Genomic DNA, 20,134 nt, shown 5'->3' with positions numbered 1-20,134 from the left:
GAGCATAAGCAGATAGAAACCAATATAGTCGCAAGAGCTTAATGATAATTTTATTTTTTTGGCAAAACATTACCTTGAGCGGTATAACCAAGAGACGATCAAAGAACACACAATCATATTATAACTTTTATAAACTCTTAACAGATCAAAAAACAGCATAAGAAAAAGGCTCCATTTAAAGCGATAATTGTTTTCTTATCCGCTCCTTTATTCGGAGTGTATCACAAATGATTTTATTTACTCCTTTTTGTTTTCAGTTGATTTCGGTATCTGATAGTACACGGTATCTCACGCGCCAGAAATTATATTGCGCCTTTCGTCTAAGGACCGATTCTCGCCCGGCTTTCAGACCCATTCATATTTTCGATCCACGCATATGAAAAAAACTTTGCTCACTTTGGGTGTCGCCGGAATGGCTGCCCTTTCGCAATCCTGCGCGCCGGAAAAGCCCCGGAAAAAAACCAATATACTTTTTGTGATTTCCGACGACCAAAGCTGGAAACACACCGGCATGGAGAATATTCCTGAGCTTAAAACTCCGGGTTTCGATTTTCTGGCAAGAAACGGGGCCTATTTCGAAAACGCTTACGCTTCGGCGCCGTCCTGCACGCCTTCGTGCGCGGCCGCGCTTACCGGCCGTAACGGCTGGGAACTCGGCGAAACGTCCACACTTTGGGGACGCTTCGGAGACGAACAGCTGGCTTACACCGATATTTTGGCGGAAAAAGGTTACGCCGTGGGAATGACCGGCAAAGGCTGGGGCCCGGGAATTATGGGCGGAAAACGCAAGCAAAATCCGGCGGGAAAAAACTACAGCTCAAAAAAGAAACAGATAATAAAAGGTACATGGGCGCTGTCCAATATCGATTACACCGAAAACTTCAAGCAATTTTACGGCGAGAAAAAACCTGACCAACCGTTTTGCTTCTGGTTTGGCGCCAAAGAGCCTCACCGGCCTTACGTTACTGGCACCGGCGTTAGTCTCGGCGGAAAAAATCTGGCCCAAGTCCCGCTTCCCGGTTTTTGGCCGAAAGATTCGACCATTTCCAGCGACGTGGCGGATTATTTCTTCGAAATCGAGCACTATGATTCTCACCTGAAAAATATTGTCGAATTTCTGGAAGAAAAAAACGAGCTCGAAAATACGCTCATTATCGTGACGTCGGATAACGGAATGCCGTTTCCGCGCGCCAAAGCGAATCTGTACGAATTCGGAGCGCACGTTCCGCTGGCGATTTATTGGAAAGGAAAAATCGAGAAAGGCCGGCGGATCTCCGAGATCGTCAGCCTAATCGACATCGCTCCGACAATACTGGAAGCCACGGGCCAGAAAATTCCGGAAAGAATGACCGGACAGAGCCTTTTGCCGGCTTTGGAGTCGGAAAAAAACTTGAAAACGCTTCGTAACCGGGCTTACCCGTACCGTGAGCGCCACGCATATTCGTACGCTGACGGCGTAGCTTACGCAAGCCGGGCAATCCGCCGTGACGATTATCTTCTGATTTGGAACTTGACGCCTGACATGTATCCGTCCGGAGACATTTCACCGGAAAACAACCGTAATTTCCTTCCTTACGGCGATGTTGACAGCGGTCCTACGAAGGATTTTCTGCTAGCTGGGAAATATGATCCGGAAATAGGGAAGTTTTACCGTATGAATTTCGGAAAGCGTCCGGAGGTGGAGTTTTTTAACGTGAAAAAAGATCCGTACCAAAACGAAAATCTCGCCGATAATCCGGCCTTTACCGAAACAAAAAACTCGATGTTCACGGAGTTAAAAGAATACTTGTCGAAAACCGGCGATCCGAGAATGAAAGGCCACGGCGAAAAATTCGCACAAAATCCGTATTACGGCTCGACACAATGGAACGGTTTCGTGGGAAAACAGCGCTGGGATAAGATGACTGAAGAAGAGCGAGAAAAAACTAAGGACAAAGTGGAACGCACACGTAAGAATAACACCAAAAAGCTAAAAGAAATGGGCTGGAGCGAATCCGATAAAAATATCGTGATCTGACAATAGCCCGCAACAGATATTTTTTCAAGTTCCGTGCGTCAAAGGGAATTTCACCCAGAAACGCGCGGAACTTTTTTCATTTATTCGCCTTCACAATATTATTACAGCGCTTTTTCATTGCTCCTTATTTTTACGCTTTACTTTTCAATTCTGGCACAAAGCCCCGAAAATCCGGGATTTCTCTGAATGTTTTTTTTCGGGCAAAAAAATAGCGGGTAAAAGCACCCGCCATCGACAAAAAATTAGAGAGTTGAGATATTATCTTTCTAAGTATAAACCAATAGTAATTTTTTATCCTCCGAAAACCGGCTGTAAATCTGCGTGCGATTTCCAGCCAAAATCCCGATAAAATTCAAAACAAGAGGGAAAATGAAAAACAAAATCCAAACCCCATCTTTTTTTAATTAAATTTCAAATTAGCGTCGTTAAATAGTATTTCGATCAACTAACATCACAAGTATACTTATTTCCATTTAAACCTTTTATAAAACAAGTGATTTTTTTATCAGAAAAAGACTTAAGCATACATACATCTTACACAAAATTGGTGGCGAAACGAAAAACTCGGAGCTTACGACTCGTTGGAGTAAGAAAATTGGAACAAGCTTCATACTTTCGCGCCATAATACGAATTATACACTTCGTGAGAAGACAGTTATGAATAAGGAAACGTTAAGAATTGTCCGGGAATATTCGATTATTACCGTGGGGATTATGCTGTTTGTCTTGGGCTGGGGAGCGTTTGTTATCCCGTCCAATATTTCAGGCGGTGGCGTTAGCGGCATCAGTATTTTGGTGTACCAAGTAACCGGTATTCCGGTCAGTTACACTTATTTGCTGGCAAACGTGGCTTTACTCGCCGTCGGTATTCGCCATGTGGGCAAAGCCTACGGTTTAAAAATCGTGTACGGGGTTTTGCTCGGCTCAATAATGTTCTGGCTTGTCCAGCAATTTATTACCGAGCCCGTAGTAGACGAACGTTTTATGGCGGCCATCATCGGCGGCGTAATTTCCGGTATCGGCGCGGCGATGGTGCTTGCGCAGGGCGGAAGTTTGGGCGGTACGGACATTTTGGCCACCATTATCATGAAATACCGCAACGCTTCGCCCGGCAAGCTTTTGCTTTATATGGATATGGTGATTATCGGGGCGTCGTTTTTTGTTTTCCGTTCGCCTACGGCCATCGTTTACGCTTCGGTTGTGATGGTTTCGATGACTTATGTGGTAGATTCCGTACTCACGGGCCGGAACGCTTCGGTACAATTATTTATATTTTCGAATAATTTCGAACCGATAGCCAAACGTATAGAAAAAGAAGTGGACCGCGGGTTGACTATTCTGGACGGAACGGGCTGGTATTCTCAGGAGAAAAAGAAAATTATAATGGTGATTGTCCGCAAATCGGAGTATTCGCGGGTGTTGAGCATCGCCAAACACGAAGATCCGGACGCTTTTGTGTCGGTGGCGAATGTCGTCGGCGTTTACGGGCAGGGATTTGACCAAATCAAAAACTGATTTTTCATGAGCAAAGACGGAAACTGCGCCTTCGGAGGCGGAAAAGCCGACGGCCATCCGGTCACGGTCAAACTTTTTAAGACGAAATCCAGCGCCTCGGTGTCGAAATGGGGCGTGAAAGATCACTTCGAAAAGGCAGTTTGCCAATTGCCGAGAGGGAAAAAGGCGGAATGGACGCATTCGGTGCTTTCCGTGGGAAAAATCGCCCTTTTGATCTGGGCGACGCAATTGTCGCCGGATTATCGGGGAATTTTCTGGAACGTGACATTCGCTGTGCTTTTGGCCCGGCTCGTGGAAATGCTTGCCGTTTGGGCAGTGGGCGTTCGGACCAAGAACTTTTACGAAGAAGGCGCGGTGCTTTGGTTCCGGTTCGCTTTGTTCATTTTGCCCGGAATTCTGATCACGTATTTCACCAGCGATTTGCGTCTTGAACTAAACGCCACTTACACGGCGATCTCTTTCTTCTCGGGTCTGGTTTTGAATTATCTTTTCGGCCCTCTTACGAATAGAATTTTCGGCAAGAGAAACAACCTACCCGAAAAGCTGAACAAATATTTATCAAAAGGATTCGAAATCGGGAAAAATCCAGGCACGGAACACGTTCTGGGAACTTTCCGTCGTTTCGCTTCTTGGCTTTATTAATCGGCTAGCCGGAAATTCTCCGTCCGTTCGCGGAGGGTTTCCGGCTTGTTTTTTCCCTGAACACATAGGCCAAGGCGAAAAGCAAAAACACCAAAACCGGCAACGAAACTCCATCGCCGAAAAACAACTCCCCTCCCAAAGCCAAAAAACCGGCTACGCTGGCCAATCGCTTTTTTCTGTTCAGAAATAATAACGAAGCGGAACCCAGCGCCAAAATAGCCAATACGATAGCGAAACGGTCTGATTCCATTTCAGAAAAAAAACGAATCGAAGCGTTTACGCCGATCACCGCCAAGGCAAAACCGCTGACGGAACGCAAGGCCAATTCCACTTTTCTATTCTTCATGCTTTCGCAAAAACAAAAAACCAACCGGCTAGAGTTGGTTCAAATATTTTAAAGCGTAAAGCGTAAAAATAGATCGTCCAGAGACTATCTTCTATTGTCATCGCCTTTGAGCATGCTCATGTAGCTGTCGAATCTTGTGAGCGAGATTTTGCCAGCTTTTACGGCTTTCCGCACGGCGCAACCGGGCTCATGGTCGTGGGTACAGTTATGAAAACGGCATTCGGACGCATATTCTCTCATCTCCGGGAAATATTGCGCAATGTCTTCGCTTTTAAACTCAAACAGCGCCAATTCCTTAATTCCCGGCGTATCGATCAGATAAGTTCCCTCTTCCAGCTTAAACATCTCGGCGAAAGTGGTCGTATGCACGCCTTTGTTGGCGAACTGCGAGATCTCGGCCGTACGCTGGCCAATTTCCGGATCGATGCGGTTGGTCAGCGTCGATTTTCCCACGCCCGAATGGCCGGCCAAAAGCGAGACTTTTCCTTTCAGCATTTTTTCGAAGTCCTCCACGCCCGTTCCTTCCAGCGCCGATATTTCCACGCATTTGTAACCGATCCGCTCGTACATGGCCATTACTTGGCTTTGGTACTCTTTGTCCTCCTCTTCCAGCAGATCGCTTTTGTTGAAAGCCAATACCGCCGGTACGTGGTAAGACTCGGCCGAAACCAGAAAACGGTCGATAAAGCCGAAAGACGTTCTCGGCATCACCAGTGTCACGACCAAAATGGCTTGATCAAGATTCGCCGCGATGATGTGTCCGTAATGAACCTTACGGCTCGATTGTCTGATAATGTAATTCTCGCGCGGAACAATATTCTGGATCACGCCAGTCTGCTCCTCCGAATCCTCAAGCTCAAACTTCACCCGGTCGCCCACGGCGATAGGATTGGTCACTTTCAGCCCTTTTATCTTGAACTTACCGCGCAAACGGCAATTATAAACATCGCCGGCGGCGGTTTCCACCTCATACCACGATCCCGTCGAACGCAAAACCAATCCTTCCATCATCTGGCTAAAAGCTTTCTTGTATAGTCAATAATCATTTCGCTGGCTCCGGTGTTTTGGGCCACATAATCCGCTGAAGCCGTCGCCGCCTCTTCCCTGGCCTTCTCGTCTTCGAAAACCTCGTCGAATTTCTTTTTCAATTCATCCGAATCCGCAATTTCGAAAGCGCCACCGCAAGCCACCAAAGCTTTCGCTTCTTTGAACTTGGCGTTCGTTTCGTCATTTCCAAAGAAAATCGGGGCGCCAAATGTCGCCGCTTCCAGCGTGTTGTGCAATCCTTTGTTAAAGGAACCGCCGATATACGAGAAATCCGCGTAACGGTAAATGGAAGACAACATCCCGAAGTTATCGATAATCATGACTTGGGAACGCCTTACGCTATTCGAATCGGCTTCGGAAAAGCGTATTGTTCGCCTACGGATCGATTTTTCCATCGTCTGCATTTCCGCCTCTTTCAGGTTATGCGGCGCAATCACAAACTTCAGGTTCTCGTATTCCTGATTAATCAACCGATAGAGCACTTTCATATCCGAAAGCCAACTACTGCCGATTACCATCAGTCTGCTATCGCCTTTGAAGCTTTCCACCAAAGGAACCCTTTTCGCTTCAGCGCAAACGGCGCTTACCCTGTCAAACCGGGTATCTCCGGCTTCTTGGGCTTCGGTCTTTCCAATTTTCTTCAATAAAGCAATTGAGTCCGAATCCTGCACGAAAATTTTCGTGATACAATCCAGCATTTCTCTGTGCAAGGAGCCGTAAGCTTTGAAAAACGGTTGGCTTTTTCTGAAAATGGCGGAGAACAATATCATCGGGATATTCCTGCGCTTGATTTCCGAGAAGTAATGGTACCAGAATTCGTATTTGACAAAAAACACGATCGACGGATTTATAGCGTCGAGAAACGCTTTGGCGTTGCTTCCGCTATCCAAAGGCAGGTAGCAGATATAGTCCGCTCCCTCATAGTTTTTCCTGACCTCGTAACCCGACGGGGAAAAGAAAGTCAGCACGATTTTATAGTCGGGATATTCTTTTCTGAACATCTCCATTACGGGCCGGGCCTGTTCAAACTCCCCCAAAGAGGCGCAGTGGAACCAAGCGAGCGGACTTTCATTGCCCGAAAACTCCTTGCGCAGATTGTCCAGCAAACCTTTCCGCCCTTCGACAAACTGTTTTGTCTTCGGGCTAAACAAAACACCCACACGGACACCCGCGGCCATTGCCCCCATGGCTACGTTATATACAATTTTTGAAATCGTCATGGTCTGATCTTATCGACCTGAGCCAAAAAACTTTCCGACCCAGAAATTTCCCCAAAAATAAGCATACCCGGACAATTCAGGCATACCCGGACCCGCTAAAAATAAAAAACGCCTTCCCGCAAATTACCGGAAAGGCGTTTTTCTGCATTAAAATCTTCGGCCGTAAAGCCGGGACTCTCTTATTTGTTCGACGAAAGGTAGCTAGAAACGCCTTCGCGAGTAGCTTCCATAGCCTCTTTTCCTTCTTCCCAGTTAGCCGGGCAAACTTCGCCGTGCTTCTCAACGTGGTGAAGAGCGTCCACCAAACGGATCATCTCGTCGATGTTACGTCCAAGCGGGAAGTCGTTCACGGTTTCGTGACGAACGATACCGGCTTTGTCGATCAGGAAAGTACCGCGGTAAGCGATCGGCGCACCTTCGAAAACGAGCTCGCCTTCTTCGCTGTAGTTCCAGTCACCGGCCAAAACGCCGTAGTTGTTGGCGATGGTCTTCGATACGTCGGCTACCAACGGGTAAGTTACGCCTTCGATGCCTCCGTTGTCACGGGCAGTGAGCAACCAAGCGAGATGAGTCTCCTCTGTGTCTGTAGACGCACCTACAACGGCAACGCCGCGCTTCTCAAACTCAGCGAGTTTTTCCTGGAAAGCGAGAATTTCGGTAGGGCAAACGAAAGTGAAGTCTTTGGGGTAAAAGAAGAAAACAACTTCCTTTTCGCCTATGAACTGCTCCAATGAGAAGTCCTGAACGATTTCTTCGCCGTTGATAACGGCAGGAGCCTTAAACAAAGGCGCTTTTTTTCCTACGAGTGACATTCTAAATATTGTTATTCGGGTTTAAAATTCTGAGTTTGGCGCATTCCGCAAACAGGAAACACTTGTCGCAAATATCCAAATTCAACCGAAAAAACAGTCCTGACTTGAACATTTTGATCCATTGATTTTGTTTATAGGTGAATTGTCGGGACTTATAAACCCGTGCGCCAAAGCGCGGAAAACGAGGGGGAAAGGGAATGCGAAAACTCAAACATGTTTTTTTGGCGACGTTTGCGATGTGGGCCCTGCCCGCCGTCGGCCAACACGTCAACGTGGACCAGATGCTGGTAACCGGCGTTGAAAACACCAACACTTATTTCGAACATTACATGAGGCCGGCCGCCAAGCTCTTCGGCTTCGCGCCAGGCAACGCTTGGGTAAACTCCGCCAAGGCGAAAAAACCGCTCGAATGGAAAATAAGAGTGATCGGCAACGTCACATTTATGCCATCGAAGCTGATGACTTTTGACTTTGTGGAAAGCCAATACGAAGCCCTGACGGCCAATAATCTCCCCAATAACGAAGCGCCAACGATTTTCGGCCGAAGCCAATGGGAAGGCACTACGCCCACTTATTCCTATTCCACAACGTTCCCTAACGCTGGAAATCCGGTAGAGGACCGCGGAACGGTAAACGTCCCAACTGGCTTCGATCCAAAACGGGCATTCGGTTCACGCATTATGCCGATTGGGCTGATTCAGGCCGAAGTCGGATTGTTACAATCGCTGGAGGTGAAGGTGAGATTTTCTCCTTGGATAGGAGAAGACGAATGGCGAACCTACACTTGGGGCGTGGGCTTCCTGCATAATTTCACCGAAATAGAACCGCTGAGAGGCAAGGCGCCACTGGATGTCTCGGCCTTTTTGGGGTTTTCCTATACCCGCAACGAATGGGCGCTTGAGGAAAGCCCGCTTACTGCAAACGGTCCGCGACACTACGCCGGAACCAAAAGCAGTAACGTAACTTTCCAGATTGTCGGATCCAAAACCTGGAATATCCTGACGCTTTACCTTCTGGCCGATTATTCCTTCTTCTTCGCCGATGCGGAACTTTACGGGGAATACACTCACGAAATCAATCCGAATTTCATTCTCACCTACCGCAATCCCGCCAAAGCGGATTACCGGGGCGGAAGTTTCGGCTTCGCCGGAGGCGCTACGTTGGATTTTGGCTACGTGTCCATCGACGCTGGGTACACTTTGAGCCGTTACAGCAATTTTAATGTGGGAATTGGAGTGGGATTGCCCCGATGATTTGAACGAAACACAAGACCGAAAAAAACGGGAGCTAATCGATAAAAAAGGCTTCCGTTTTTTTATGGGAAAGCCAAAAAAAAAAGGCTATAAAGTGAAAGAAGACCTCTCCATTTAAGAGGTCTTCTCGCAAACTTTAAGCAGGTATGAATAAAATTGTGTTATGATCTACTGGTTAATACAGCAGATGGCATAAAGGTAACCTCGACTAGCGAAAAAAAAAGATTTTTTTTTCGTAAAATTTCCGAAAGGGGAAAAAATGGCGTTTTGGGCTATTTGAGAGGGGTTTTTATATTCCATCTTTATTCCTTACCTTTGTGCCCTTGCCCTTTTTGGCAGTTACTGGGGCCGACCGGTTTTGACAGTAAGAGCGATTGGGGCGTAAGCATGCCGGGAGTTGTACGTATTTCCCGTAAATAAAACGTTCAAATTATAATTGGCGAAACTAACTACGCCATGGCCGCCTAATTTAGAATTAGACAGTCATAATTGCCAGATTAAGCCTCTGACCTGCCCGCTTAATCTAACTACGGCATTCAACCCCGCGGGTCTGGCCGGTGCGGGTGTCATGACGCAACGGTAAGATTAATCGTGAATAAGGGAAGCCCAATGGATGAGTCTCAGGTCCGGTCTTCTTCGAAAACCTCACTGATACTAAGCATGTAGAAAGCGTACTTGATACCTTATCTGGACGCGGGTTCGATTCCCGCCGGCTCCACTTCAAAGAGAAACTCCAAACGCTGATTTTGACGGATACGCTCCGTAAGAATCAGCGTTTTTTTGTACCCAGAAAGCTATTCAGAATGCTCGAAAAGCTTCTATTTCGCTCCAATTAAGATTTTTAGAAAAATCTCAACCGAATCCCAACAACTTTTTGCCACAGCCCAAGTACACTAAAAGAAATCCGAACCGACATCTCTGACAACGATAGCTTTATGGAAAAGAAAAACTTATTAATCGGTGCGCTCACGGCTGACGCTTTTGTTTTGGGGTGCCACTGGGTATACGATACCGAAGCGATCAAAACGCATTTCGGAATTTACGACGAGGTCAGCGAGCCGATACCGGGTTCTTATCATAAAAACAGACACAAAGGCGAGCACACGCATTACGGCGACCAGACCGTACTGTTGGCAAAGTATATCGAAAAGCATAACGGATTCGACCTTGACGGTTTCCGTAAAGCTTGGACAACTTATATGTCTGGCTACGACGGATACATGGACAACGCCACCAACAAATCCTTGGCGTATTTCGAAAAAGGAAAAGACTACGGTTCGCATTCCAGCGATTTGGCCGGCGCGTCACGCATAGCGCCTATTTTGGCGAAATACCCGGAAGGGGAAGGCGTTCGATTGTCCATCGAACAAACCAAGCTTACCCATAATCATCCGAAGGTATTGGCTTCCGCCGAATTCTTTGCGAGAATGGCTTACGCCGTAATCGCCGGAGCCGATTTGGAAACCGCTTGCGCGGAAGTGTTGGCCGAGATGAAGAACGATTGGCTAAACGGGGAATTCGAGAAAGTAAAAGAGGCTTTGGCCAATGGCGACACCACAGCGGTTATCGATTCTTTCGGCGCTTCCTGTGACGTGGCAGGCGGTTTTGCGGGTGCGCTTTACTTGATTCTGCGATATAAATCTTACCGCGAAGCTATGGTCGCAAACGCTATGGCCGGCGGAGATTCAGCGGCAAGAGGCATGTTGGCTGGAATGATTCTCGGTTTGTATTACGGCGACATTCCGGAAACGTGGATAGCCGATACCAAATCATTGAAATCACTCCGATTAGGCTAAGCCAACCGCTTTTTGACTATTCGATTGACTATACAAAAAAGCCCGCCAAATTGGCGGGACTTTTTCTTTATGAACACGTTGCAAGTGTATATTTTCCTAAAAGGAAGCTCCAGCCTCCTTATTTATTTTTCGCATAGACTTTGTAAGCCCAAGGTTTCAGCTCAATCTGGTCATCTCCGTCAAACGAAGCGGAAGCTTTGGTGAAAACCTCTTTGTAATCGCCGGCGTGGAAATCGCTTTTCAGCGATGTCTTCAACGCATTTTTCGAGAAGTTGATCACTACCAACACTTGGTCTCCGTCTTTTTCACGGGTAAACGAAAGCACCGATTCCGGATTACCGTTATTCACTTTGATCATGGAACCACCCCACTTGCCGTTCCACAACGCCTTGTTTTTCTTTTTCAGATGAAGCATTGTGGTGTAGAAGTCCGCATACGGATGCTCTTTCCAGTCGATCAGGTCTTTTTCGAAGAAAGCCAATTTACGATCTAGTCCGGCTTCCTGACCGCTGTAGATCAACGGCATGCCTTCCACTGTAGTGGCCATTACCATACAAGCCTCCACGGCGTCGCCGAACATGCTGAACGGAGTTCCCTCCCACGAGTTTTTGTCGTGATTGTCCACGAATGTCATGCGGTAGCCGTCTTTCGGGAACGTGTTTACATGGTGGGCCATATACTCGTTCAATACGCCGAGGTTGGCTTTGCCGTGCGCCACTTCGTGCATCTCGCGATACAAAGACCAAGCGTAAGTCATATCGAAAGCCTTCTTGTGCAAATCTCTCGATTCCCATTCGGCCAACATAAATACGGGCTTGATCTCGTCAAGCTCACGGCGGGCGTTTTCCCAGAAATCCGTAGGCATAAAACCGGCCACGTCGCAACGGTATCCGTCGATATCGGCTTCGCGTACCCAAAATTTGAGCGCTTCGGTCATGTATTGGCGAATGCCCGGCTTTTCGTAATCAAAGTCGATGATATCGGACCAATCGTACCAAGGCGTAGGCTGGTAGTTGCCGTGCGAGTCTTTGGTGTACCATTCCGGATGCTGCTCCACAAGCGGGTTGTCCCAAGCCGAGTGATTGCCAACCCAGTCGATGATAACGCGCATGCCCATGCCGTGGATTTTGTCCACCAAGGCTTTGAAATCATCCATGGTTCCGAACTCGGGATTCACTCCGTAATAGTCCTTTACCGAATAATAGCTACCGACAGAGCCCTTGCGGTTTTTCTCTCCAATCGGGTGTATCGGCATCAGCCAAAGGATATCCACTCCCATGGCCTTAAGGCGGGGCAAGTGACTCTCGAATGCCTTGAAAGTCCCTTCCGGTGTGAATTGCCGGATATTCACCTCGTAAATAGACGCATTCTTTGACCACTCTGGGTGCTGGATCTCCACGTAAGGTTTCGGAGCGTAGGCCGACAAATCGGCTTTTGCCTGCTCCGCGGTTCCCTCCTGTTTCGGTTTGGCGCAAGAGGCGAGCATAACAACGCTTAGCGCAAGACTCAGAAAGCTAAATCTTTTCCTTGTCATCTTCTTCTGATTGGTTGACGAAATCTTTCTTTCTATTAGGGGGACGTGCCAAAAGACAATTTATTTCATCTAAAAATCAAGAGCTTACTTTTCTACTCGTTAGTTACCTAAAGGTTCTCTTTGCTGAAATTCAACAGTTTACAAAAAGCACATTTCGATAATTTTTAGTTACTCCCGTATCGAAATCGTCTCAGCCGGTATTTATACGGATGAAAACCGAACATCCAAGAACCTTTTCCCAGACCAAAACGGTTTATATTCCATTAAAATAAATACATAATTTCCTTATGCATAAGAAAATTATGTATAATGCGATCAAATAGTAAAACGTAACTGGAAGATGAGCGCAAACAAGCTGATAAAAGGAAGCCTGTCCACTATTATCCTGAAGCTGTTGGAGGATAAGGAAGAGATGTACGGTTATGAGATTACCCAAAAGGTAAAGGAAATCACGGATGGCGAATTCAAGATCACGGAAGGAGCCCTATACCCGTCTTTGCACAAGCTGGAAGCCGACGGGCTTTTGACCACCAAAACCAGAAAAGTCGGTAACCGCACCAGAAAATATTACTCGCTCACAAAGGAAGGAACCGCCGAAGTAACAAGCCGGGTAAGTGACATGGAAGCGTTTATCACAAACCTGAACAGAATATTGAACCTAGGCACCGCCTAAATTTCACGCCCTGAACCATGACATTAACCGACGAACAAATACAGAAAATCAGGCGATTCATATCGTCCCGGGGGTTTACGCAGATTGACCTGCAAGACGAGATCATCGATCATGTAGCGAGTTCTGTAGAGGAAAAACTTGAGGCTAATCCAGAACTCGATTTTGACAAAGCGGTAAAGGAAACCCACGCCACTTTTGGGGTTATGGGATTTTCTGAGATGGAAGAAGCTTTCGTAAAAAGCGCTCAAGCCAAAATGCTCCGGAAAATCGGCTCTTTGCTGAAGGCTTATTTCGGTATGGAGAAGTACGGTTTCGGCTATGTCATTTTCATCTCGCTCTATTTCCTTTTTCGTCAACCCATATTGTTTGAGTGGGTGTTTTATGGTCTTGGCACTTCATTGTTTCTGTTCTTTATTGTTTCGCTTTTCCGAACCAACATAACTCGGCTAAGCAAAAAGTATACGGCTGCCGTAATTTACCACGGCTTGATAAACGCACCTATGTTCGTCTTGATCCAAATTTGGCTTCAAGCTTGGAACTTCTTTCCCGGATTATTCAAAAACCCGGATCATGCCTTGGCTTATCCCGCTTTCCAGATTATTCTCCCCGCATTTTTCACGATTTTGATTCTGGAGGTATTGATAGGAACAGAGCTTTATTCCGACCTAACCCAAAGAATACAGAAAATGAAAAAGATGGAGCGGGTTTAAATTTTTCCGGAAAAAGCCACAAGTAAAACAGCTCTAACAAAGGACACAACCTTATTCCATATTCGGAACAAACTTTTCCCCCGTTTATGCGTAATTTTGTCGTAGGGTTTTTCAGATAAATAGACAAGACATATCGCCTTCCAGCGTTATATGACATGCGAAAACCCAAGTTCCGCCTCCAATAAGAACAGCGGGCGGACTTACGTTTGACATTATTAACAAACCAGATTGTTATGGGAGTGAAAGTTTTTCTTATCCTGTTGGCTATATTTTTATTGTTCAGAAAATTCGGCGGAGTCATCCTCCGGATTTTACTCAAGGCCTTTTTGGGACGACAAATCAAAAAAGCCCAAAAGCAAGGCTATTCGTTTGGCGGAACTGACCCGTTTGCCAGCCAGCGTAGGCCAACAGCCAAGGAAGGAGAAATACACGTGGACAATGTCCCCAAAAAGGAACGTGGCAAATACAAACCGGGGAGCTTCAAGGGCGGTGAGTATGTGGATTTTGAGGAAGTGGACTGATATAAGTCCGCATGTCTTCGCAAAGAAAACCCGCTTCTGTTTGCCGTCTTCCTTTATTTTTGGAGCTTCCTGTTTTCTATCCCGCCAAATAAGCATAAATTGTCCTCTTTGGTAACAACAGGGACCCTAAAAGGCGAAAATCGCGGAAAAGGACCCCTCACACTCGTTTAAAAAACGAAGCGAACGTTATGCATATCATCATCGCGGGAGCCGGAAACGTCGGCTACTACTTGGCCAAACAGCTGGCTCAGGAGCAACACGATATAGTGCTAATCGATACGGACGAAGAACGTCTGCAATACGTGGCCAATCACCTCGACGTGGCTACGGTACACGGCAACTCCACCTCTTTCCAAATCCTGAAAGAGGCATTCATAGACAAAACCGACCTGCTGATCTGCGTCACGCCAGCCGAAGAGACCAACTTGGCCACGGCCATGATCGGAAAAAAACTCGGCGCCCAGCGTACCATTTCCAGAATCAGCAACACGGAATTTCTGGGATCAGAAGAAAAACTGGACTTCAGATCCTTGGGAATCGACTCCCTAATATGCCCCGCAACCCTTGCCGCAAGGGAAATCAAGCGTTTGCTCCGCGAAGCGTCACTAACAGAGACTTTCGAATTCGACAGGGGAATACTTTCACTTGTGGGAATTAAAGTGGAAGAAGGCGATGTGCTGGAAGGGAAAACCCTGAAAGAGACCGCCTCGCTAAACCCAGACAAGGATTACATAATTGTGGCGATCCTCCGCGACAACAAGACGATAATCCCGCACGGCGACACCAAAATCGAAACCAACGACCTCGTTTACTTCGTAGCCGAGCCCACTGGCGTGGACCGTGTGTATTCCATGAAAAAACGGGCAAGGTGCCGCATCCGCAATATCATGATCATGGGCGGAAGCCGGACGGGACTCAACGCCGCCCTGAAAATGGAGAAGGTTCACCGGGTAAAAATCATAGAAAAAAGCCGGGAAAAATGTGCCAAGCTGGCCGAACAACTCTCCAACACTCTGGTAATCCACGGCGACGCCAACGATGTTGAACTTCTGGAAGCCGAAGGCATCGAGGACGTAGACGCATTTGTGGCCGTAACGGGCAACTCTGAGACAAACATCATCTCATGCCTAATGGCGAAAAAACACGGTGTTCCCAAAACGATCGCCATGGTCGAGAATCTGGATTACATACACCTCTCGCAACAGATCGGCGTCGATACGATGATCAACAAAAAGCTGATCGCCGCCAATTTCATTTCACGCTACGTAAGGCAAGGAAAAATCGTATCCGTAGCCGGAATCCACGGCCTCGAGGCCGAAGTGGTGGAATTCGAGGTGCGTGACGATTCCGCTATCTGTTTCCAAACACTCCGCGATCTGGATTTCCCCCAAGGGGCCGTAGTCGGAGGCGTAATCAGGAAAGGGGAAGGAAAAACCACTACCGGAGATTTCACCTTCCAACCCAACGACCGCGTAGTATTGCTTTGCGAACTGGGCGTAATCAAAGAAGTGGAGAAGTTTTTTTAAAGATCAACACTTTGAAAAACCTCCGGCAAAACGGGACGAATAACACCCGCTTGATGAGCCGGAAGAATATTTTGAATGGAAAGACCTTTATTTAGCCGACGTCATTTGACGCTGACATGAAACTCAACTACAAAATCATCCTCCACATCCTCGGCCTGTTGCTGATGATCAACGGTGGCTTTATGCTGCTTTGTTTGCCTTTTGCCTTCGCCTATGACCTCGAAGGGCAAAATTCTTGGATAGAACTTCTCATATCCGGCCTTATTACGATTGCGGTAGGCGCAGGGGGATTTTTCCCGACAAGAGGCCACAAGTCACATCTCAAAAAACGTGACGGTTATATCATCGTGACTTTCGGCTGGCTGTTTATGTCGCTGTTCGCCACATTGCCTTACCTGTTCAGCGGGGCCATCCCAAGCTTTACCAACGCCTTTTTCGAAACCGTCTCAGGCTACACCACCACCGGCGCCTCCATACTCAACAACATTGAAGAGCTTCCTATGGGAATTCTTACTTGGCGGAGTATGACGCAATGGATCGGCGGTATGGGAATCATTGTGCTGACGGTAGCTATCATGCCTATTCTGGGCATGGGCGGCATCCGGCTGTTCTCGGCCGAATCACCGGGCTTAAGCCCAGACAAACTCAAACCCAGAATTGCGGATACCGCCAAAAGGCTTTGGATCATTTACGCTGGCCTTACCGCAATGGAGGTTGTTTTGTTGATGTTCGGCGGAATGTCGTTTGTCGAGGCATTCAATCACAGCCTTACCACCATGGCTACAGGCGGTTTTTCGACCAAACAAGACAGTATCGCCTTTTACGACAACGCCTATCTTCAGTATGTCCTCATCGTGTTCATGTTTCTGGCAGGAACCAATTTTTCGATGACCTACATGCTGTTCAAAGGCCGTTTCAAGAAAATATGGAATAACGAAGAATTCCGCTTCTACAGCCTCATGACCATTGTGGCCACTTTGATTGTGGCGACGGTCGTACTGGCTGTTTCGGGCCACGGAGCCGAACGCTCCTTCCGCGACGCACTGTTCCAAGTAGTTTCCATCGTGACCACCACAGGCTACGTTTCCGCCGATTACACGGCCTGGATGCCCTTTGTCACCCTGATTTTCTTCGTACTGATGTTTATCGGCGCTTCGGCGGGTTCCACCGCCGGTGGCGTAAAGGTGATCAGGCATATTATCCTCTTTAAAAATAGCCTGCAGGAATTCAAACGCCAACTGCACCCGCAAGGCGTAATCCCTGTAAGGATTGACGGGAAGGCAATCTCCAACGAAACGACATTTAACGTCTTGGCGTTTATGATCGTCTACATTATCATCTTCGCCGTAGGGTCAATCCTCATGTCCATGACCGGTGTAGACTTTATGACCGCCATCGGCGCCGTAGCCACTTCGTTGGGCAATATCGGGCCGGGAGTGGGAAGCGTTGGCCCGGTTGATAATTTTGCGCATCTCCCGCTGGCCGGAAAGTGGTTGCTGTCGTTCCTAATGCTACTGGGAAGGCTGGAACTGTTCACCGTACTCGTGATTCTTTCCCCGGCATTCTGGAAGGATTACTAAAAAGAAAAACCGCCTTCGGGTAACGCAATACCGAAGGCGGTTTTGAATTTTTTCGATCAATCTGGTTTAGTTTTTCACCACTAAACGCTCGGTCCCGGCCGAATCTCCCGCTCGCCACTTCACCAAATATACGCCTGCTCCAAACACATCCAAGTCCAAAACAAACGGTACCGTTCTCACTTCTCCTGTTTCTTGCGCCAAGAATTTTCCCGAAAGGGTAAAAACCAATACTTCAAATCCTTTCCCCCGCTCTTTTGATGGAAATGAGATTTCTGTCTGTTCCGAAGCTGGATTCGGATTGATCAAGCTTTGGGGCTCTTTCTCCAAGCCTAATATCATATCTTCAGTTACACACCATACCTCGGAATGCTTACTGACTCCCCCATCACTCGACTTGGCTATCACATAATAACACCCTAAGTTATTATCATAGCGAAAGTGAGTATAGGACAGCATATCCGCACTACCTACTCTCTCAAATTCTTCGGTAACAGAGCTGGTTGGATGGAAATAGATCTCGTAAGTCAATCCGTCACACTGGCCATCGCCTTGTATAAGCCACGCAAGCTGGTTTTCCCCAGAATATTCCCAGAACTTAGACTCATAAACCACGGGGCGCACAAATATAATCTGTGGTCGGCAATCCAACGGAGGCCTAAGACCTGCGTCAATAATTTGCGATTTCGCCATTTGTTCCAACAAGCCCAGTGTTCCGTAGCTACCCGACAGCTTTACATAGTAGCGGTAATTTTCATCGAGAGATAAACCACCCTTCTCGCCCTTGTCCAAAAACTCGTTCCCGGCTTTCACCGTCCCGATCGGTAAAAAAGCGCCCGGAACGGAAGCATCTACTTTATCTCGATAAACTGTTGCAGTCTCTGCAAGCCAAGGCGACTGCGCCTTCCACTGAAATTTGATAAACGTATGGTGTTCAACTTTTTCCAACCAAGGCGTATGGCCGACACCACTCTTAGCTGTTTTCTTTCCGCCCGGCGTCTCCGCCAACACAAAATAACGGTAGCTTTTCGATTTCGTATCCAAACCCCGGTCTTCAAAAGTCAGGCTCTGGGCAGAACCAACTTTGACAAAATCATCAGGCTCCTTCCCTTCCTCACCACGATAAACGGCGTAAGAATACGGCTCGGGATAAATTTGCGGATCAGCCTCAAAAGGGGCCATCCAAGACACACTCACCTGCCCGTTCGTAGCGTCAGTTTCCGTGACCTCCACCGCTGTTAGTACCGGCGCTGTTTCTCCAGTTTGTTTGTCGGGGTCTATGGTTACAGTTACTGGATCCGACAGTGCGGTCTGCCCGCTATATTCGTTCGCAAATTCCAGCACCATCCGATACTTGTAAGTAGCCCCGTATATCAACTCTGGATTATCATCAAAATACCCTTGCTTCGCCCCTGTTGAGCCTACAAGTTTATAATCGAAAAGAGCACCTCCCGTAGATTGAACTCCGTCTCTTTCCTCCATTCCTATTTTTCTATAGATCTTGGCTATCGCCCCTTCCACTTGGTCCGCTTCGCAATTAACCTGATTGACATAATCGGCCCATTTTAATCGTACCGCTTTAGTTGCTATCCGCTCCGCAGAAATCAGATCCGGCTTCGGAGCTACCACTCTTATTTGCCAAAGACTCCAAGTTTCTTGGAAACCTCTATTTGCACTTGAATTATTATGTGCCCTTACCAACACACTATAGGGCGCTTTCCTGATAAAAGAACACGAAGGAGTCCATTCTATTTCCAAAGTAGCTTGTCCCGCAGGCATTTGCGGGTCCTTACCATTAGGCGAAAAAATAGGCCTCTCACTTTCATCCTCCACTTCAAACATTTCTCCGTATGCCCCCATTGTAATTGGATCCCCGTCTGGGTCAGTTGACTTAACAGTAACTTTCAATGTTTCTCCTGCCACTATCTCCATTTCCGGTAATTGCTGTATTACAGGAGCGCTATTGGCCGTTTCCTCTACAATTATTTGTATATCGCGAGTTACAAAACCCAACTGAACCCACTCTCCCGCAAGTCGTCGCCATTCATATACCCTCAAAGCGATACTATACTCACCTGCCGTGCCCGGAGAGTTCCAGACCAAATCGCCAGTTACAGGATCTATCTCATATTTAGCAAGAGCTTGGCCTCCTTCCACCTTTCCGCCAAATTTAGGATCATTAGGAAATCGATAACCGTTCACTTCCTTATTCCGAGATTGTTTATTAATCACAATCTCATACGACAAGCTATCCCCGTCGGCATCCCAAGCCACTGGATTATGGGTGAATTTCAAGCCCACAATTCCCTTCTCAATCGGAGGAAATAAAAAGAGAGGCGAGTTATTACATCCCGCAACAGGATCAATCAGTATTTTGGTTTCGATATAAAAAGGCGTCTCCACTGAGTTAATCATATTCAACACTCCAGCATTTCGGTTAAACTCTCTAAAAGAGACCAAATACTCACCCGGTGATGGGAAGGTATGCTCAACTTCAAACACAACCTGATCAAATTCACCTCCCAACCCTGCCCGCACTTGAAAATCTCTAGAGTCAAAAGCAAGAGGGTCTGTACCATCTCCAAAATCCAAAACGCTACCTCCAAACTGCACATCAGATCCCGTATCTGCATAGCCGATTATGGTGAATTTGTATTTCAACCCATCACAGTCAAGTACTTCTGCTATAATCTCGCCCGCCCTGATATGTGTGGCGGAAGCTCTCACCCATGTCGTCAACAATAATGTCAACACAAAAGCGTAGCGCCAGATCTTCAAAACGTATTCTTTTTTCATGTTTGAGGATTGGGTTAATTAATATTAAAAAATATAAAAATTATATTTTACCCGAAAATAAGAAGGGATTATTCCATTTCAAGAGATTCACAAAATATTTAATCACCCAATAACATTATTGAATACAGAAAAGATTACAAATCACCCTC

16 protein-coding genes and 1 other RNA gene are annotated in these 20,134 nt (G+C 47.0%); 11 read left to right on the top strand and 6 right to left on the bottom strand.

All coding sequences use genetic code 11. The annotated features are described in order from the left end of the window. Positions 1-376: 376 nt before the first annotated feature. From AABK39_RS01595 to AABK39_RS01585, 3 genes are all read left to right on the top strand, one after another. Positions 377-2,017 (top strand): sulfatase family protein, encoded by a 1,641-nt coding sequence (locus AABK39_RS01595; protein WP_338393192.1) that lies wholly within the window; start codon positions 377-379, stop codon positions 2,015-2,017. Between the two features lie 657 nt (positions 2,018-2,674). Beyond that, complete coding sequence (locus AABK39_RS01590; protein WP_338393191.1) at positions 2,675-3,532, top strand: YitT family protein; 858 nt, start codon at positions 2,675-2,677, stop codon at positions 3,530-3,532. Positions 3,533-3,538: 6 nt separating this feature from the next. Next, on the top strand, positions 3,539-4,174 hold the full coding sequence (locus tag AABK39_RS01585) for a hypothetical protein (RefSeq protein ID WP_338393190.1): 636 nt from the start codon (positions 3,539-3,541) through the stop codon (positions 4,172-4,174). A gap of 4 nt (positions 4,175-4,178) precedes the next feature. Here the strand turns inward: AABK39_RS01585 and AABK39_RS01580 are convergent, their stop codons facing one another. From AABK39_RS01580 to AABK39_RS01565, 4 genes are all read right to left on the bottom strand, one after another. Next, a complete protein-coding gene (locus AABK39_RS01580) occupies positions 4,179-4,520 on the bottom strand; it encodes a hypothetical protein (protein ID WP_338393189.1) in 342 nt (113 codons plus the stop codon). A gap of 84 nt (positions 4,521-4,604) precedes the next feature. Beyond that, positions 4,605-5,531, bottom strand: a complete 927-nt coding sequence (rsgA, locus tag AABK39_RS01575) for a ribosome small subunit-dependent GTPase A (protein WP_338393188.1) — start codon at positions 5,529-5,531, stop codon at positions 4,605-4,607. Further along, entirely contained in the window at positions 5,528-6,787 is a 1,260-nt protein-coding gene (locus AABK39_RS01570; RefSeq protein WP_338393187.1) for a 3-deoxy-D-manno-octulosonic acid transferase, read from the bottom strand. The genes rsgA and AABK39_RS01570 overlap by 4 nt, the downstream gene beginning before the upstream one ends. 179 nt (positions 6,788-6,966) lie before the next feature. Beyond that, on the bottom strand, positions 6,967-7,599 hold the full coding sequence (locus AABK39_RS01565; RefSeq protein ID WP_338393186.1) for a peroxiredoxin: 633 nt from the start codon (positions 7,597-7,599) through the stop codon (positions 6,967-6,969). Between the two features lie 197 nt (positions 7,600-7,796). On the opposite strand from AABK39_RS01565, the gene AABK39_RS01560 reads away from it, so the two are divergent. The 3 genes from AABK39_RS01560 (at position 7,797) to AABK39_RS01550 (ending at position 10,648) form a co-directional block, all read left to right on the top strand. Next, a complete protein-coding gene (locus AABK39_RS01560) occupies positions 7,797-8,852 on the top strand; it encodes a DUF6588 family protein (protein ID WP_338393185.1) in 1,056 nt (351 codons plus the stop codon). A gap of 344 nt (positions 8,853-9,196) precedes the next feature. Further along, positions 9,197-9,573, top strand: a transfer-messenger RNA (tmRNA) gene (gene ssrA / locus AABK39_RS01555). Positions 9,574-9,787: 214 nt separating this feature from the next. Then, positions 9,788-10,648 carry an ADP-ribosylglycohydrolase family protein gene (locus tag AABK39_RS01550; protein WP_338393184.1) on the top strand — a complete coding sequence of 287 codons (861 nt, stop codon included), beginning with the start codon at positions 9,788-9,790 and terminating at the stop codon, positions 10,646-10,648. A 118-nt stretch (positions 10,649-10,766) separates the two neighbouring features. Here the strand turns inward: AABK39_RS01550 and AABK39_RS01545 are convergent, their stop codons facing one another. After that, a complete protein-coding gene (locus tag AABK39_RS01545) occupies positions 10,767-12,182 on the bottom strand; it encodes an alpha-amylase family glycosyl hydrolase (RefSeq protein WP_338393183.1) in 1,416 nt (471 codons plus the stop codon). Between the two features lie 340 nt (positions 12,183-12,522). Here AABK39_RS01545 and AABK39_RS01540 point away from each other — a divergent pair, with 340 nt between their 5' ends. The 5 genes from AABK39_RS01540 to AABK39_RS01520 all read left to right on the top strand — a co-directional run bounded on the left by AABK39_RS01540 (position 12,523) and on the right by AABK39_RS01520 (position 17,192). After that, positions 12,523-12,855 carry a PadR family transcriptional regulator gene (locus tag AABK39_RS01540; protein WP_338393182.1) on the top strand — a complete coding sequence of 111 codons (333 nt, stop codon included), beginning with the start codon at positions 12,523-12,525 and terminating at the stop codon, positions 12,853-12,855. 17 nt (positions 12,856-12,872) lie between these two features. Beyond that, positions 12,873-13,565, top strand: coding sequence for a hypothetical protein (locus AABK39_RS01535; RefSeq protein ID WP_338393181.1), 693 nt, complete (start codon positions 12,873-12,875; stop codon positions 13,563-13,565). Between the two features lie 233 nt (positions 13,566-13,798). After that, a complete protein-coding gene (locus AABK39_RS01530) occupies positions 13,799-14,086 on the top strand; it encodes a DUF4834 family protein (protein ID WP_338393180.1) in 288 nt (95 codons plus the stop codon). A 188-nt stretch (positions 14,087-14,274) separates the two neighbouring features. Then, positions 14,275-15,612, top strand: coding sequence for a Trk system potassium transporter TrkA (gene trkA / locus AABK39_RS01525; protein ID WP_338393179.1), 1,338 nt, complete (start codon positions 14,275-14,277; stop codon positions 15,610-15,612). 116 nt (positions 15,613-15,728) lie between these two features. Then, complete coding sequence (locus AABK39_RS01520; RefSeq protein ID WP_338393178.1) at positions 15,729-17,192, top strand: TrkH family potassium uptake protein; 1,464 nt, start codon at positions 15,729-15,731, stop codon at positions 17,190-17,192. Positions 17,193-17,258: 66 nt separating this feature from the next. Here AABK39_RS01520 and AABK39_RS01515 read toward each other — a convergent pair whose 3' ends face one another. Continuing rightward, a complete protein-coding gene (locus tag AABK39_RS01515; protein ID WP_338393177.1) occupies positions 17,259-19,985 on the bottom strand; it encodes a T9SS type A sorting domain-containing protein in 2,727 nt (908 codons plus the stop codon). Positions 19,986-20,134 lie beyond the last annotated feature (149 nt).

Source organism: Fulvitalea axinellae (genome assembly GCF_036492835.1).
GTDB lineage: Bacteria > Bacteroidota > Bacteroidia > Cytophagales > Cyclobacteriaceae > Fulvitalea > Fulvitalea axinellae.
The sequence above is the reverse complement of the archived record's forward strand: the minus strand, read 5'-3'. Positions and strand labels throughout refer to the sequence as shown.

Bases quoted from the DNA above. Each gene is read 5' to 3' on its own strand.
- AABK39_RS01515 (WP_338393177.1), bottom strand. From the start codon at position 19,985: ATGAAAAAAGAATACGTTTTGAAGATCTGGCGCTACGCTTTTGTGTTG.
- AABK39_RS01540 (WP_338393182.1), top strand. From the start codon at position 12,523: ATGAGCGCAAACAAGCTGATAAAAGGAAGCCTGTCCACTATTATCCTG.
- AABK39_RS01560 (WP_338393185.1), top strand. From the start codon at position 7,797: ATGCGAAAACTCAAACATGTTTTTTTGGCGACGTTTGCGATGTGGGCC.
- rsgA (WP_338393188.1), bottom strand. From the start codon at position 5,531: ATGATGGAAGGATTGGTTTTGCGTTCGACGGGATCGTGGTATGAGGTG.
- AABK39_RS01570 (WP_338393187.1), bottom strand. From the start codon at position 6,787: ATGACGATTTCAAAAATTGTATATAACGTAGCCATGGGGGCAATGGCC.
- AABK39_RS01520 (WP_338393178.1), top strand. From the start codon at position 15,729: ATGAAACTCAACTACAAAATCATCCTCCACATCCTCGGCCTGTTGCTG.
- AABK39_RS01580 (WP_338393189.1), bottom strand. From the start codon at position 4,520: ATGAAGAATAGAAAAGTGGAATTGGCCTTGCGTTCCGTCAGCGGTTTT.
- AABK39_RS01595 (WP_338393192.1), top strand. From the start codon at position 377: ATGAAAAAAACTTTGCTCACTTTGGGTGTCGCCGGAATGGCTGCCCTT.
- AABK39_RS01565 (WP_338393186.1), bottom strand. From the start codon at position 7,599: ATGTCACTCGTAGGAAAAAAAGCGCCTTTGTTTAAGGCTCCTGCCGTT.
- AABK39_RS01530 (WP_338393180.1), top strand. From the start codon at position 13,799: ATGGGAGTGAAAGTTTTTCTTATCCTGTTGGCTATATTTTTATTGTTC.
- AABK39_RS01585 (WP_338393190.1), top strand. From the start codon at position 3,539: ATGAGCAAAGACGGAAACTGCGCCTTCGGAGGCGGAAAAGCCGACGGC.
- AABK39_RS01535 (WP_338393181.1), top strand. From the start codon at position 12,873: ATGACATTAACCGACGAACAAATACAGAAAATCAGGCGATTCATATCG.
- AABK39_RS01590 (WP_338393191.1), top strand. From the start codon at position 2,675: ATGAATAAGGAAACGTTAAGAATTGTCCGGGAATATTCGATTATTACC.
- trkA (WP_338393179.1), top strand. From the start codon at position 14,275: ATGCATATCATCATCGCGGGAGCCGGAAACGTCGGCTACTACTTGGCC.
- AABK39_RS01550 (WP_338393184.1), top strand. From the start codon at position 9,788: ATGGAAAAGAAAAACTTATTAATCGGTGCGCTCACGGCTGACGCTTTT.
- AABK39_RS01545 (WP_338393183.1), bottom strand. From the start codon at position 12,182: ATGACAAGGAAAAGATTTAGCTTTCTGAGTCTTGCGCTAAGCGTTGTT.